Raw genomic sequence first — 14,112 nt, 5'->3', positions numbered from 1 at the left:
AACTAGCAGAAATAGCCCGGCCAGTTTACTTGTAATTCATGAAGCATTTCTCTGCTGAATAGGGATGTTGACTACCTCATGCCCAGCAGCAAGAGCAGCTTTTTAATTGACTGAGTAATGTTGTTGTAAAACTTATTTGAGTTGTAGAGTAAAGGAAAGAAATAGTGGATTAGATTTTCTTGTGATTCATCGCGGTTTTCTATTAGAGATAGCAACAACCTGTGAATCTGTTCATGGCGAACTTCGTCTGAAAAATACTTGTCGAAGGCTTCCCTAGCCTTTTCACCCATCAAAAGTGCTCTATTGCTTTGAGGTGATAGTATATCTTCTAGCTTAGCTATGTCTTTTTCCTGGATAAAGACAGAGAAATCTTCCCATTTGGGACCAACAGGCGGAATCCACCTGTCGGCAATTATAACTGGACATATACCTAGTTCCATCGCCTCAAAAAGCCTGATGCTGGAGTGGCCAGCTCCTCTTGGGCATATGCAAAATAGAGATTCTTTGACTGTTTTTACATAATTTTCTTGATTTTTCTTTTTTTCTAGCTCAAAATTTTTCGTTGCGTCCCAGTGATTATACTTTAGCGATGATCTGACTAGGAAGTTGTTTGAAGGGTTGTTTTCGTATATTTTGAATATCTTTCTTCTGAGATGTGAGGTCGGTCCTCCTATGAACGAAAACAAATATTTCTTTTCTAGATGCTTATCTTTGTATGGATCTATATATTGATTTCTGGAATTCTTGTCTATGTAAAAATAGCTAAAAGTTTTAGTTCTGCCATCTGTAAGGACGCGAAAAAAATGCCTGTAATTGCTTGCGTATATCCCTGGAAGGAAAAAGCCGGGAAAATCTGACTGGGTCAGGTTAAAGCACTTTTCTTTAAAGTCTTTAAAGAGATGACTGTTCTTGATGTATGAATATTTGTGAGCTTGAAAAATAATTGCATCGGCCTCGCTGGCATCAGAGGTTATAGAGAATCCTTCTGATTGGAATGTGTTTTTTAAGGATTCGCAACAGGATTCCTCTAGGAATATTTTTAATACTTTCATCGCTGCTGATTCAATTTATCAATTTGACTGTCAGCTTAACTACTACGACCTATGGCAATTTTTGACCATAGGCTGGGCTCTATCCACCAGGCTTGAGTCAGCGACATTCTAACCTATAGCATTTAGAACTGGTGGTAGAATCCGAATCTAATGGCTCTGCAAATCAGAGTTTGAGAATGGCTTTGCGTTGAAACCCTAATTGATGGGCTTTTCCCAGCTAGGACAGCCCCACCATCTCTGCAGCGCTTGCACTGAGGCAACTCAATAACAACCCAGCTTGATCAGTAGGTAGCTAAAAATAAAGCTGGCGAAATACTTCGCCAGCCCGGGTCTGATTGTGCAACTTTGCAGTGTTGAGCGCTGTGAGTTGAGCCGTATGCCTTTACTCCGTGTCGTCGTGGGCGTAGCGGTGGTAGAGGAAGTCGAGGGCTTCGTTGCGTAGCTCGTAAAATTTGGGGTCTTCCATCATGCGGGCGCGATCGCGCGGGCGGGCAAAGGGCACCTGCATCACCTCGCCGATCTTAGCGGCGGGGCCGTTGGTCATCATCACCACGCGATCGCTCAAGAACAGAGCCTCATCGATGTCGTGGGTGATCATCAGCACGGTGATCTGGTGGTCTCGCCAGATCGTCAGCAGTTCTTCTTGCAGCTCTTCGCGGGTAATTGGGTCGAGGGCACCAAAGGGTTCGTCCAGAATTAGCACCTTGGGGCGCAGGGCCAGGGCGCGGGCAATGCAGACCCGCTGCTTCATACCGCCGGAGAGGGCGCTGGGCTTTTTGTTGGCCACATCGGCCAGGCCCACCATCTCCAGGTGCTCCATGACGATATGCTTTTTCGCTGCCTCGGGCTTGTTGGGAAAGACCGACTTCACCCCCAGATAAATATTTTCGTAGGCGGTGAGCCAGGGTAGCAGCGAATAGTTTTGAAACACCACCATGCGATCGGGGCCGGGCTCTTGGATGGCTTGAGATTGCAGGCGCACTTCGCCCTGGGTGGGCTGGCGGAACCCGGCCACCATGTCGAGCAGAGTTGATTTGCCGCAGCCCGAGTGGCCAATGACGCAGACAAATTCGCCTTCATTGACGGCTAGGTCAATGCCGTCGAGCACGACAAAGTCGCCTGAGGGGGTGGGGTAGACCTTAGAGAGGTTATCGATAATCAGGAACGGTTCCTGGGTTTGCTGGTAGCTAAGGGATTGGGTAGGTGAATTTAACACTTGCATAGTCTGTGTGTGTGGGTAAGGTGTGGGGCGTAAGGGGTGGATGAGTGGGCGGGTGAATGAGTGGGCTCTGTCTAAATCCCCTCTTGGGAGGGGTAGGGGTGGGTACACCTTGGCCTAGACCAAGCCACCCCGCCCTGCGGGCACCCCTCCCGAGAGGGGATAGGGCTATCGGAGGCTGGCGGCATCAATCGGGATTTCTTCGATCCGCAGGTCGCGCTTGAGGGCGAACTTATCGAGGTAGGCCAGCGGTTCGTCGGGGTCAAACACCACGCCATCGAACAGGTGAATGGTGTGGCGATCGCGGCCAATATCCAGCAGCCCTAACTCGCGGGCGGCCTGGCCAAAGATGTCGGCCCGCTTCACCCGCTCGGCCACCTCCAGCCAGTTGCGGGGGAAGGGGGTAATGCCCCAGCGGGCCATCTGGGTCATCATCCACACCGCCTCCGAGACATCGGGGTAGTTGGCCTTGCCGGTAAAGAACTGAATATAGTTGTGGACTGGCTGGGGTTCGCTGCCGTCACCGCGATCGTAGGGGTCGATAAAGCCCTGGCGAATGTGGGCCTCGTCGGCCCCCACGTACTCGGGCTTGGCCAGCATTTCGGCGATTTCTTCGCGGTTGCGGCGGTCGTCGCAGTATTCGCAGGCTTCGAGCAGGGCTTTGACCAGGGCCACGTGGGTTTTGGGGTACTGGTTGGCCCAGGCCTCGGTGACGCCGAGCACTTTTTCCAGGTGGCCGGGCCAGATGTCGTTGTCGGTGGCCATGACCACGCCCAGCCCTTCGGCCACGGCGCGGGCGTTCCAGGGTTCACCGACGCAGTAGCCGTCGATGGTGCCCGCCTTCAGGTTTGACACCATCTGCGCGGGTGGAATCACCGTGACGCTGACATCGCGGTCGGGGTCGATGCCGCCGGAGGCCAGCCAGTAGCGCAGCAGCAGGTTGTGCATAGAGGTGGGGTGCACGGCGGCTAGGGTGTGCACCTGGTCGGGGCGGCGCTCGAGGTTGGCCTTAAAGTCGGCCAGGGAGCGCACCCCCTGGTCGTAGAGATGCTTGCTAAAGGTAATGGCGTTGCCGTTGCGGCTGAGGGTGAGGGCGCTGACCATGGGGAGGGGCTGCTGGTTACCGTAGCCCAGGGTAATGCCCAGGGGCATGCCCGCCACCATCATGGCGGCGTCGAGGCGTTTGGTGGTGACGCCATCGGCGATCGCATTCCAGCTTGGCTCTCGGTTGAGGGTGACATTGGTCAGGCCGTGGGCCTCAAATAGACCTTTCTCTTTGGCTACCACCAGGGGCGCACAGTCGACTAGAGGAATGAAACCTAGCTCTAGGTTGACCTTTTCTAGGCCGTTGGCAGCCATGGCCACCACAGGCTTGGCCTTGTGCAGCTTGGCCCGCTTTTGCTGGTTGAGGAAGTAGACGATCTCGTTGCGCAGGCTGTAGTAGTTGGGGTGCTTGACCACCTCCATGCGCTCGCGGGGGCGGGGGAAGGGCACATCTACCACCTGGCCGACGTGGGCCTCGGGGCCGTTGGTCATCAGCACGATGCGATCGCTCAGCAGCAGCGCCTCATCGACATCGTGGGTGACCATGACGCAGGTGACTTCGTTTTCTTGGCAAATTTTCATCAGCTGCTCTTGCAGACCGCCCCGAGTCAGGGCATCAAGGGCACCAAAGGGCTCGTCGAGCAGCAGCAGCTTGGGGCGAATCGCCAGGGCGCGGGCGATCGCCACCCGCTGCTTCATGCCGCCCGAGATTTGGCCGGGGCGCTTGTTCGCCGCCTTTTGTAGACCCACCATCTCGATGTGGTGGTCGATCATGCGATCGCGCACCGGCTGGGGATGCTTTTTCATCACCCGGTTCACCGCTAGGGCAATGTTTTCGCGCACAGTTAGCCAGGGCAGCAGCGAATAGTTTTGAAAGACGACCATGCGATCGGGGCCGGGTTCGGTGACCTGCCGCCCTTCGAGCACAATGCCGCCTTTGCTGGGCTGGTCTAACCCCGAGAGAATATTCAGCAGGGTCGACTTGCCGCAGCCTGAGTGACCCACCAGGGAAACAAACTCCCCTTTGTGAATTTGCAGGTCGATATTCTTTAGGGCAATGTATTCGCCCCCAGTGGGCAGTTTAAAGACGCGATCGACGTGGTCAACTTCGACAAATACAGCCATGGTGCTCAGGGAATGAAGGTGCAGGCGAACAGAGGATTTTGGATGGTTATCCCCTCCTGGGAGGGGCCGGGCTAGAGAGGGCCGTAGGGTGCATCCGCGCAGCGATGCCCCGGTAGAGAAAGAACAGGTAGGGTGGGCACGGCCCACCACCAATCTTTGGCAGAATCACAAATTGATTTTGGGAAGCGGGGGTTCAATGGTGGGCCGTGCCCTAGGGGGTTTCTGGCTGCCCGCCGCAGACCTTTGGCAGAATCACAGGTTGAGTTTTCAGAACCGATTATGGGATGGTGGGCAGTGCCCACCCTACAGGTTTACTGCTTTTGCTCTTCGGGCAGCACCAGACTGCCGACAAACACAATCAGGCGATCGAGCAGCAGACCGACAATGCCCACATAGACAATGGCGATAATGATGTCGCTAATGCGAGAGCTATTCCAGGCATCCCAGATAAAGAAGCCGATGCCCACGCCGCCAATCAGCATTTCTGCCGCCACGATCGCCAGCCAGGAGAGGCCGATACCAATGCGCAGACCAGTGAAAATATAGGGCACGGTGGCCGGAAATAAAATCTTAAAGAAGTACTCAGGCTTAGATAGCTGCAACACCCGGGCCACGTTGTTGTAGTCTTGCGGAATTTGGCGGACACCCTCGGTGGTGTTGATGATGATCGGCCAGATTGCCGTAATGAAAATCACGAAGATGGCCGAGGGGTTGGCCTGTTGAAACGCTGCCAGCGAAATCGGTAGCCAGGCCAGGGGCGGCACCGTCCGCAAAATCTGAAACAGCGGGTCGAGGGCGCTGTACATCAGTGAACTGGTGCCGACCAAAATGCCCAAGCCAATGCCGACAATCGCCGCTAGGGTAAAGCCCAGGGCCACCCGTTGCAGACTGCTCCACACTTGCCAGAACAGGCCTCGGTCAGTGCCGCCGTAGTCAAAGAAGGGATTGATAATCAGTTCCCAGGTGTCTTGCACGGTGCGCACCGGGGTGGGTAGGTTAGCCCCTGGCCCCATAGTCATCACTTGCCAGATCACCAGAAAAATGAGAATGGCCACTAGGGGCGGAAGTAACCCTTTGAGCCAGTTCAACGCCTGGCCGCTGAGCTTTTGCAGGTTAAAGCGCGATCGCGCCGGACGAATATCGAGGGGTGCGGTCATGGTCAGCAAGTCTCCAGGGCGTATGACAGAGGAACGAGGCAGTAGAGCTAGACAAAGGAAAATTGAAACGTTAAGGCCAGGCAGAATCTGGTTCGGCTCCCCTCTCCCTGGGGGAGAGGGGTTGGGGGTGAGGGTAACCTATACGCGCTTGATGGCGAGGCTGTCGAGGTAGGCCTGGTAGTTCTCAGGGTCGAACTGGATACCATCGAAGAAGGTCTCGACGCCACGGGAAGTGCTTTCGGGGATCATGGCTTCTTGGCCCAGGGCGGTGGCCGCCTCGCGCCAGAGGTCTTCGCGGTTCACCTCGTCTACCCACGCATTGACATCGGTATCGGCGGGCAGCTTGCCCCAGCGAATGTTCTCCACCAGGAACCACAGGTCGTGGCTCTTGAAGGGGTAGGAGGCGTAGTCATCCCAGTACTTCTGCTTCAGGTCAGGCAGCTCTTCGACCCGGCCATTGCCAAAGTCAAACTTGCCCTGGGAGCGATCGATGATGTCATCGAAGGGCACGTTAAACCAGGCCCGCTCCGACAGAATGCGGCACATCTCTTCTTTGTTTTCGTCTTTGCTGCACCACATGGCGGCTTCTAGAGTGCCCATTAGCAGCGCTTTGGCAGCCTTGGGGTTGGCGTCTACCCAGTCGGCCCGCATACCCAGAGCTTTCTCAGGGTGGTCTTTCCACATTTCGCCGGTGGTCAGGGCGTTAAAACCAATCTTTTGGTTCACGGTTTGCAGAGGCCAGGGTTCGCCCACGCAGAAGGCATCCATGTTGCCCACCTTGACGTTGGCTACCATCTGAGGCGGCGGTACCACAATGGTGGAGATATCTTGGTCGGGGTCAATGCCGCCCGCCGCTAGCCAGTAGCGAATCCACAGGTCGTGGGTGCCGCCGGGGAAGGTCATCGCTGCCTTTAGTTCGCTGCCCGCCGATTTGCGCTGGGCAAACACATCCTTCAGCACCGAACTGTCTACGCCCACGTTGGTGTCGAGATAGTCGTTAGAGAGCGAAATGCCCTGGCCGTTGGTGTTGAGGCGGGCCAAAATGTACATCGGCACTTCGCGGCCATCGGTGACAATGCCCTTAGAAATTAGGTAGGGCATGGGGGTGAGAATGTGCGCCCCGTCAATGCCGCCACCACCGGAACCCAGCACCAGGTTGTCGCGGGTGGTGCCCCAGGAGGCCTGCTTCTCGACCGAGACATCGGTCATGCCGTACTTATCGTAGAAGCCCTTAACCTTGGCGATAATCAGCGGCGCGGAGTCGGTTAGCGCAATGAAGCCCAGCTTGGCGGTAGGGGTTTCGGGGGTATCTTCGGGGCCGAGGGTTACCTCGGTGGGGGTGTCGGTGGCAGCGGGGTTAGACCCACCCTGACTGCATGCATGGAGCAGCACAGTACCCGCAGCGGCAGTGCCAGCGGTCATCAAAAATCTGCGGCGATTTAGTCGAGTCATAGTGCGCTTTCTCCAACGGTATGCGATGCGGAAAACTGATCAAAATAATGGTCTATCGTTGCCATACTATGACTGCCGATGACCTCAAGCTCATCTAAATTTCGGCCCCGCCAATACCACAATTTGACCTTTTATAGAATCAGACTTGATTCAATCAAACTGTGGCAACGCTAGCAGAACCGACAGAGATAGATAGCTGTATGGACAAGTTTGGGGGTTGATTTTACCCCTAGAGGGATACGATCCTTAGCCTGGGAGAAGGCCAAGAGATAAATTTGCCGACTGGCTAAGGTCTATTGACAGAACAATGTTCACACTTAACAAAATCGCAGCCCTAAAGTGGGTTTATCAACTAAAACGCCGGATGAAAGTTGGCATTTCTGCATTTTTGCAGCACGGCATTTGAAGTTAAGTTATTCAAACTTCGCCGCCTGTTTTGTATTTTTGGTTACTCTTTGCAGTAAACCATCCTTTTATCGCATGAGCGAGATGTATGTTCTGCATAACCCTACATAGAAACGGGGAGGGAATAACTGCGATCGCAGTCATCCCCTCCCCGCTCAAAGCGTTATGGATCAGTCGTCTCGGACAGTTGACAGCTAGTTAGCCCTACATAAACTTGCTAGCCGCGCCGATCAGGCCAGCCATTTGGCCCAGGTCAACCTCACCCGAGAGTACTTTTTGCAGCAGCCCACCGCCCTGCTTGTTAGACCCTTTGACTAAAAACTGAGCAATCAGCGGGGTGACGCTCCTGACCATGGCTGGATCAGCCCCCACGTGCTGAGCGATCCCAGCGATCTGCTCGGAAGCCAACAGGCGTTCGACTGCCCCAGTGGCTGCTACGGTCTGTAGCGTGCTCATTAAAGAACCAGGATTTCCTTTGCCCTTAGTTTGCAAAATGCCCTGGAGGTCGCTGGCAATGCCGCCAATTTTGTTGTTCTCAACTGGGGCATTATTGAGGCTGCCCAAGATCGAACCCATCAGGCCGCCGCTAGCCTCGGTGTCTTTGGCGGCGATCGCACTGTTGACTAAGCCCATTAAGTCCATAATTTCACCTTGTACCTTGCTTCTCGAACAGGCTAAGCCCTTTGCTCATGGGGAGCAATATACCCAAGGTGCATTTGCACCCGCTCTCTGTACATTGCAACCGCACTACCGGTTAGCGAGCGGCGGTGAGGCTAAAGCGCTCGGCGCGATCGCTCTTCTCGTCAAAATCAATCACCGGCCCCAGGGGCACGATCTGGTGGGGGTTCACCCCGGGATGACTCATATAGTAGTGGCGCTTGATGTGATCTAGATTGCAGGTGTTTTTAAAGGCGGGCTGCTGGTACAAGTCGCGCAGGTAACCCCACAGGTTGGGATAGTCGACAATGCGGCGCAGGTTGCACTTGAAATGCACGTAGTAGACGGCATCGAACCGATAGAGTGTGGTGAACAGACAGATATCGGCCTCGGTCAGGCGATCGCCACACACATACCGCTGGCGATCGAGCACGCCTTCCCAGTAGTCGAGGGCATCGAAGAGTTCGGTGACGGCTTCTGCGTAGGCTTCCTGTTTGGTGGCAAATCCGGCTCGGTACACACCGTTATTAATCGGCTGATAGATCGCGTCGATGGCGCTGTCTATGGTGTCTCGCAGGTTGGCGGGGTAGAGGTCAACGGCGTTGGTGGCCAGATCATTCCACTCGGTGTCGAGCATGCGAATAATTTCTCGCGACTCGTTATTAACGATGGTGCCCGTCTGCTTGTCCCACAAAATTGGCACGGTTACCCGCCCCGAGATATCGGGCTTGGCCTGGGTATAGATCTCGCGCAGGTACTTAACCCCATTTACTGAGTCTGGGATAGCACCGGGGTAGTCACTAAAAAACCAGCCCTCATCGCCCATGTAAGGATCTACCACAGACACCGAAATCGCCTCGGTAAGCCCCTTCAACTCACGCATAATCAGCGTGCGGTGCGCCCAGGGGCAGGCCAGAGAGACATAGAGGTGGTAACGTCCTGCCTCTGGCCTAAAGTCACCAGAGCCATCTGCCCGGGTGAAATGGTGAAAGTCGGTTTCAGGCCGCACAAAGCGGCCTTTGTCATCTTCTTGGTCGCGCTTTTGCTGCCACTGACCGTTGACAAGTAGGCCCAATCCCATGGGATCTCCTTTATGTTTCGTTACATATTGCTATTGTCAGCTTAGCGCTCTCGTAAAAAACTGCCCTCTGGCGCTAGAAAGAGCGTTGGAGAGATGGCCTGGGGCAATTCACCAGCACAGCTAACCTGCGGCTTCTGCAAACTCGTTATTGCACTCCACAGCCTCTAATACTGAATCCTGAACGAATACCCCCGATTTGTAGGGGCGTAGCATGCTACGCCCCTACGGGGTTCCTGGATTATGAACCGGGGTTTACCAAATCGGATTTGGTATAACTGTGAGGCTTTTGCCCTCTGCTGCACAGTTAAAGCCAGTCGATCAAGTCGCCTCGTATCCAGCCTTCTGCCTCAGAGGAGTACTGGCCCTGGTCAAATTTCACCTGGTACCAAAGTTGGTCAGAGCTGTCTTCTCCTGGGGCGGCGGCTAGGCAGGTGACCTCATCCCCAACTAGGCCGTAGTGTTGGGCTGTATAGTTGAGACCTGGGCCGCTGCGCACATTGATGCGTGAAGCGGTATTTTCGGCTTTGAGCATGGCTAAGCCTTGAATAAATCGCCCCTGAAGTACTTTTGAAAAGCTATCGATAGACGCCAGACAAGCACTCATTACATCAGATAATTCGACAGTGTCGTTAATCTGCTCCCACACCACCTCAGGCTGATCGGCTAGGGCAAAATGTGTCCTGCCAGGCTCAAATACCTCGTCTGGGCTAGGGTTGATGAGCAGGACTTGCTGGGTCGCGTCTATCGAGGCGCTACCGTCTTTAAAAGATAGGCTGCTGACCAGGTTATTTTCATAGCCTGCATAGGGGCTGGCTGGGCCATTGACGAGCAAAATGCCGGTGCGATCGCCCTGCCTAAAAATCACTCTATAGGAGTTGGTGTAGAGGCTACCCGTCGTAGCGTAGGTTCCTGCGGGTAATTGCATTGCCTGACCTCAAAAGCATGGATGGATTGTAAATCTGATGCTGACTTTGAACGTATCCGATGAAAGGCAAGCCAGCAGAACAACATTAAGTTATAGGGTGGGGTTCATGCGATCTGTCGGTGGTTGAGTAACGCATCCAAGCCTTTGTTATAGCTGTAGCCAGTCTGGTTAAGACATTGTCCCTAAAAACGTTTGAACGTTCGAACCTCTCTAAGGTATCTGGATGTCCTAACCCAAGTGACTATGGCTATAAATGTTATTGCTACAGCATTGTTTAGTTGAGATTGACCAGCCCTATAGCAGCGCTTGCTCTGTGGTGAAGACATAATCTTTATGCTGCACTTTGTCTGAGGAAAAGCCGCTCTGCAAAGTTCGAAAATGACACCCAGCATGGCTTTAGGAGCAGACTACGTCTAACGGAGGGTAACTCGGATCAATGGGATGGCGTTCTGCAGGAAGGGGAAGCGCCGTGAGAGAATAAGATTTTGATGAGATTTGACCTATGCCCGCTGCCTATATTCAAGACGAAGCTGAGTTTGATGCGCTTTTGAGCTCTGAGACGCTATTTGTGGTCGATTGCACAGCGACCTGGTGTGGCCCCTGCAAACTCGTTGCCCCCCTGATCGATAAGCTAGCAGACGACTATAGCGATCGCGTCAAAGTCTTCAAGCTAGACCTCGATGCCAATCAATCGGTGGCAAAACGATACGGCATTCGCAGTATTCCAGCCGTAGTGTTTTTTGCCCAGGGCGACGTAGCAGAAACCCTCGTTGGTGCCAAAAAGTATGACGAATACAGCACCACCCTCGACAAGCATCTGGCCTAGCCTCAGACTCCTTAAACCCCAGGCCAGAGCCTGATTGCAGTCATGTTCAAGCTCGATCAGCTTGCAGAAAACTTTCTGCAAGCTGTTTTTTGATCAACAGGCCCAGGGTTTGCATCGCCTGCTCGATCGCCTCTGTCCAGGGCACTGCTGTGTTTAGCCGAAAGCAGTTGCCGTAGCCCTGACCCGAGGCCGAAAACATGACCCCAGGGGCGATCGCAATGCCCCGCTCCAGGGCCTCGCGGTAGAGCCGCATGGAGTCGAAGCCCTCGGGCATCTCTAGCCACAGCACGTGGCCGCCGCTGGGCCGGGTCATGCAGGTCTCGGCGGGAAAGTAGTCGCGCACTGCCTGCTGCATGCGCAGCATTTGCTCGTGGTAGCTACGGCGCAGGTGGCGTAGGTGGCGATCGTAGCCGCCATTGGCTAAAAAAGCCGCCACCGTCAGCTGAGGGGCCATCGCTGTATTTTGGTTGAGAATCGACTTCATTCGGGCGATCGCGGTGTGGTAGCGGCTGCCAGCGCACCAACCCACCCGCAGCCCCGGCGATAGGGTTTTGCTCACCGAGGCGCAGTAGAGCACTCGGTTTTCGGTATCAAAGGCTTTGATCGCCTTGGGGCGATTGCCCTCGAAGCAGAGGTCACCGTAGACATCATCTTCGATCAGCGGGGTGTCGTACTGGTTGAGCAGATTCATCAGGCGCTTTTTCTGGCGATCGCCCATACAGCTGCCCAAGGGGTTGCTAAAGTTGGAGACCAGCAGCAGCACCTTGACCTCGCCAGTTTGCAAAGCTTCTTCTAGATGGGGCAGACTGAGGCCGTCGCGGGGATGGGTGGGCAGGGGCAAGGCCTTGAGCCCCAAGCATTTCATCGCTTCTAGCGTGGCAAAGTAGGTGGGCGACTCGATCGCCACCGTATCGCCGGGCTGGGTCAGAGCCTGGAGACAAAAATAAATGGCCTCGTTAGCCCCATTAGTAATCACCATCTGATCGGGGTGGACTGAGCAGCCTGCATCGAGCATGCGTTTGGCCAATTCTGACCGCAGGCGGTAGCTGCCCTGCAGCGTGCCGTAGGAATGAGTCAGATTTGGATCCTCCCGGATCACTTTGCCCATCAGCCGGTTGAGCTGGGCTAGAGGGAGCTGCTCTAGGTCGGGCAGCGCCGCCCCCAGCTGAATTAACCCCCCATCGCGCATGCGGTTCATCACCTCGAAGGCCAGCGAGATATCAATATCGGTGGCCTGACGCGGCGGTGCCGTGGGGGCAGGCTCTTGGGGCAGATCTAGAACGGTTTGTTTGACGTAGTAGCCCGACTGGGGCCGTGCCACAATCAAGCCCCGATCCTCTAACAGTCGGTAAGCTTCCATCACCGTGGACGTGCTGACGGAGAGCTGCGCCCGCAGCTTACGCACTGAGGGCAGGCGATCGCCTGGCTTGAGGGGGCCGTCGGTGATCAGCTGCTGGAGGCGATCGGCCACCTGCTCGTAGAGTACCTGGTGGGGAGAAAGGGTGAGGGGAGTGAGGGGCATAGGAGGGGTGGCCAGGAACAGTTGTGGGGGTCAACTACCGGAACAGTTCGAATTTTTCAAACTGTTACCAAGACAATTTAGTCGAACTGCCTCTGTTCGCCTAGGGGTAAATCAAAGAAACTTCAGCTAGGCCAAATCGATTGCCCGATGTAGGAGGACTGCCCTGTGAAACCCCAAAGTTTATACGCCCAGCTTGAGCTCATTCCAGAACCGCTCCCCACGCGCACCGACTACTCGCTCGGGCGGGTTTGGGCTGCGGTCCAAGGTCGTCTTGGTTGGGTAGGACGGCGACTGTTCGACTATCTGTGCGGCTCCACAGATTTACGCGTGACCGTGCGACGCAGTCGTGCAGGCAAGACTCTGTTTGTGGTTCACGATCCGGTGGGCCAGCAGCGCCATACCTTCAGTTCTGAGCAAGACTTACGGGCCTGGGCCGACCAGCGCTACTACCCGTAGGGGTATTGCGTTGCCCACCCAAGAATTCCGTCTGTCAAGGGGCCGAATCCTAAATCCTGCTGGGCTCCCCCCGATTCCGCTGGGCGAATGCCATAGAGCCTCTCGCTCGGCTATGCCTACGCCCCCACGGTTTTGCCTGCTTCGAGTCGGGGTTTGTGGAGCGAATTTGGGATGAGCCATGCCGACTGAGTTCTGGAGACATGGCTAACGCCCTTGCCACCAAGGGTTTGCCTCGACTATACACACCTGTAAATTTTGTGCGATCGAGGGAGACCTGCCTCTAGATCAAGATTTGTATCAGTAGGCTAGACCTGATGCAGCAGATGCAGTTCTTCACAACTTTACCGGGCGGAATGTGGCAATGTTAGACCTACTTCGAACTACCCTGCGGGTGTATTGGCCAAAGTTTTCCTGGGCGCTTTTTTACTGGCTGTCTAGCGCTAAGCTCATGACCTTGACCCTCGTGGTAGTGGCCGCAGTGCTGTTTTTCGCGGTGGGAGCCCGCTATCGTCGGCGCATGATGACGGTAGTGGTGGGGGTGTTGGTGGCCTATTGGCTGTTGATTTCGCCCTTGTTCTCGTGGCCAGCCACCTACTTGTTGACGCGGTTTGTGCCCCCCGATACTGGGGAGACCGTCGATGCCATTGTGGTGCTGGCCCGCGAATCGGCCATTCAAGGCAAGCGCTACGACACGGCAATTGATATGATGGCCAGCGGTCGGGCCTCAAAGCTGTTAGTCATGGGCAGAATGCAGGGCCATTGGACCTTTCGCAGCCTGCAAGAGCGCAACCTGCCCGCCGATGGTTTGGTCAACGCCGTGTGCGTCAGAACCACCAACCACGAAGCCCACTCGGCGGGGGCCATTTTGGGCTCCCAGGGGGTTGACAACATTATTTTAGTCACCGACCCGCCTCACATGCTGCGGGCCTGGCTCACCTTTAAGAGCCTAGGGTTCTCGGTGATTCCTCACATGGAGCCAATTCCAGACGGGGTGGCCTCTCATGAGCGAACGTTTCTAGCCCTACGTGAATATTTCGGGTTAATCAGCTACGCTGCTCTCGGTCGCTTTGAACGTCGTCCTGCCAGCGAGCTGCCCCAGTTTGCCCAAACGGTGGCGAATGACTTTCCTCGCGATCGCTGCTTCATGACCGCCGATCAAATTCGGCAGTCGTTGTCGCGCAGCTAATGGTG

The 14,112-nt window shown here is 55.1% G+C and carries 12 protein-coding genes; 3 read left to right on the top strand and 9 right to left on the bottom strand.

The window, feature by feature from the left end:
- Positions 1-71: 71 nt before the first annotated feature.
- The 8 genes from RRF56_RS12260 to RRF56_RS12225 all read right to left on the bottom strand — a co-directional run bounded on the left by RRF56_RS12260 (position 72) and on the right by RRF56_RS12225 (position 10,117).
- Positions 72-1,052, bottom strand: a complete 981-nt coding sequence (locus tag RRF56_RS12260; RefSeq protein ID WP_317037929.1) for an exostosin family protein — start codon at positions 1,050-1,052, stop codon at positions 72-74.
- 382 nt (positions 1,053-1,434) lie between these two features.
- On the bottom strand, positions 1,435-2,274 hold the full coding sequence (locus tag RRF56_RS12255) for a nitrate ABC transporter ATP-binding protein (RefSeq protein WP_317037928.1): 840 nt from the start codon (positions 2,272-2,274) through the stop codon (positions 1,435-1,437).
- Positions 2,275-2,439: 165 nt separating this feature from the next.
- Complete coding sequence (locus tag RRF56_RS12250; RefSeq protein WP_317037927.1) at positions 2,440-4,440, bottom strand: nitrate ABC transporter ATP-binding protein; 2,001 nt, start codon at positions 4,438-4,440, stop codon at positions 2,440-2,442.
- Between the two features lie 311 nt (positions 4,441-4,751).
- Complete coding sequence (gene ntrB / locus RRF56_RS12245) at positions 4,752-5,597, bottom strand: nitrate ABC transporter permease (RefSeq protein ID WP_317037926.1); 846 nt, start codon at positions 5,595-5,597, stop codon at positions 4,752-4,754.
- A gap of 138 nt (positions 5,598-5,735) precedes the next feature.
- Entirely contained in the window at positions 5,736-7,049 is a 1,314-nt protein-coding gene (locus RRF56_RS12240) for a CmpA/NrtA family ABC transporter substrate-binding protein (RefSeq protein WP_317037925.1), read from the bottom strand.
- 609 nt (positions 7,050-7,658) lie between these two features.
- On the bottom strand, positions 7,659-8,096 hold the full coding sequence (locus RRF56_RS12235) for a hypothetical protein (RefSeq protein WP_317037924.1): 438 nt from the start codon (positions 8,094-8,096) through the stop codon (positions 7,659-7,661).
- A 112-nt stretch (positions 8,097-8,208) separates the two neighbouring features.
- Positions 8,209-9,192, bottom strand: a complete 984-nt coding sequence (locus RRF56_RS12230) for a glutathione S-transferase family protein (RefSeq protein WP_317037923.1) — start codon at positions 9,190-9,192, stop codon at positions 8,209-8,211.
- Between the two features lie 304 nt (positions 9,193-9,496).
- Positions 9,497-10,117 carry an SH3 domain-containing protein gene (locus RRF56_RS12225; RefSeq protein ID WP_317037922.1) on the bottom strand — a complete coding sequence of 207 codons (621 nt, stop codon included), beginning with the start codon at positions 10,115-10,117 and terminating at the stop codon, positions 9,497-9,499.
- 502 nt (positions 10,118-10,619) lie between these two features.
- On the opposite strand from RRF56_RS12225, the gene trxA reads away from it, so the two are divergent.
- Positions 10,620-10,943: a thioredoxin gene (trxA, locus tag RRF56_RS12220; RefSeq protein ID WP_317037921.1), complete on the top strand. Its 324-nt coding sequence runs from the start codon at positions 10,620-10,622 to the stop codon at positions 10,941-10,943.
- A 46-nt stretch (positions 10,944-10,989) separates the two neighbouring features.
- Here trxA and RRF56_RS12215 read toward each other — a convergent pair whose 3' ends face one another.
- The gene (locus RRF56_RS12215) at positions 10,990-12,465 is read right to left on the bottom strand and encodes a PLP-dependent aminotransferase family protein (protein WP_317037920.1); all 1,476 of its coding nucleotides are present in this window, start codon (positions 12,463-12,465) and stop codon (positions 10,990-10,992) included.
- Positions 12,466-12,630: 165 nt separating this feature from the next.
- Here RRF56_RS12215 and RRF56_RS12210 point away from each other — a divergent pair, with 165 nt between their 5' ends.
- Both RRF56_RS12210 and RRF56_RS12205 read left to right on the top strand, forming a co-directional pair.
- Positions 12,631-12,921, top strand: coding sequence for a hypothetical protein (locus tag RRF56_RS12210; protein WP_317037919.1), 291 nt, complete (start codon positions 12,631-12,633; stop codon positions 12,919-12,921).
- 448 nt (positions 12,922-13,369) lie between these two features.
- Complete coding sequence (locus tag RRF56_RS12205) at positions 13,370-14,107, top strand: YdcF family protein (RefSeq protein ID WP_317037918.1); 738 nt, start codon at positions 13,370-13,372, stop codon at positions 14,105-14,107.
- The last annotated feature ends 5 nt before the right edge of the window (positions 14,108-14,112 follow it).

It is taken from the genome of Nodosilinea sp. E11, assembly GCF_032813545.1.
Classification (GTDB): domain Bacteria; phylum Cyanobacteriota; class Cyanobacteriia; order Phormidesmidales; family Phormidesmidaceae; genus Nodosilinea.
Note: the sequence above shows the minus strand (reverse complement) of the source record. Positions and strands in the feature narration are given on the sequence as shown.

Coding starts and splice junctions, on each gene's coding strand:
- RRF56_RS12225 (WP_317037922.1), bottom strand. CDS start 10,117: ATGCAATTACCCGCAGGAACCTACGCTACGACGGGTAGCCTCTACACC.
- RRF56_RS12240 (WP_317037925.1), bottom strand. CDS start 7,049: ATGACTCGACTAAATCGCCGCAGATTTTTGATGACCGCTGGCACTGCC.
- RRF56_RS12230 (WP_317037923.1), bottom strand. CDS start 9,192: ATGGGATTGGGCCTACTTGTCAACGGTCAGTGGCAGCAAAAGCGCGAC.
- ntrB (WP_317037926.1), bottom strand. CDS start 5,597: ATGACCGCACCCCTCGATATTCGTCCGGCGCGATCGCGCTTTAACCTG.
- RRF56_RS12260 (WP_317037929.1), bottom strand. CDS start 1,052: ATGAAAGTATTAAAAATATTCCTAGAGGAATCCTGTTGCGAATCCTTA.
- RRF56_RS12235 (WP_317037924.1), bottom strand. CDS start 8,096: ATGGACTTAATGGGCTTAGTCAACAGTGCGATCGCCGCCAAAGACACC.
- RRF56_RS12215 (WP_317037920.1), bottom strand. CDS start 12,465: ATGCCCCTCACTCCCCTCACCCTTTCTCCCCACCAGGTACTCTACGAG.
- RRF56_RS12255 (WP_317037928.1), bottom strand. CDS start 2,274: ATGCAAGTGTTAAATTCACCTACCCAATCCCTTAGCTACCAGCAAACC.
- trxA (WP_317037921.1), top strand. CDS start 10,620: ATGCCCGCTGCCTATATTCAAGACGAAGCTGAGTTTGATGCGCTTTTG.
- RRF56_RS12205 (WP_317037918.1), top strand. CDS start 13,370: ATGACCTTGACCCTCGTGGTAGTGGCCGCAGTGCTGTTTTTCGCGGTG.
- RRF56_RS12250 (WP_317037927.1), bottom strand. CDS start 4,440: ATGGCTGTATTTGTCGAAGTTGACCACGTCGATCGCGTCTTTAAACTG.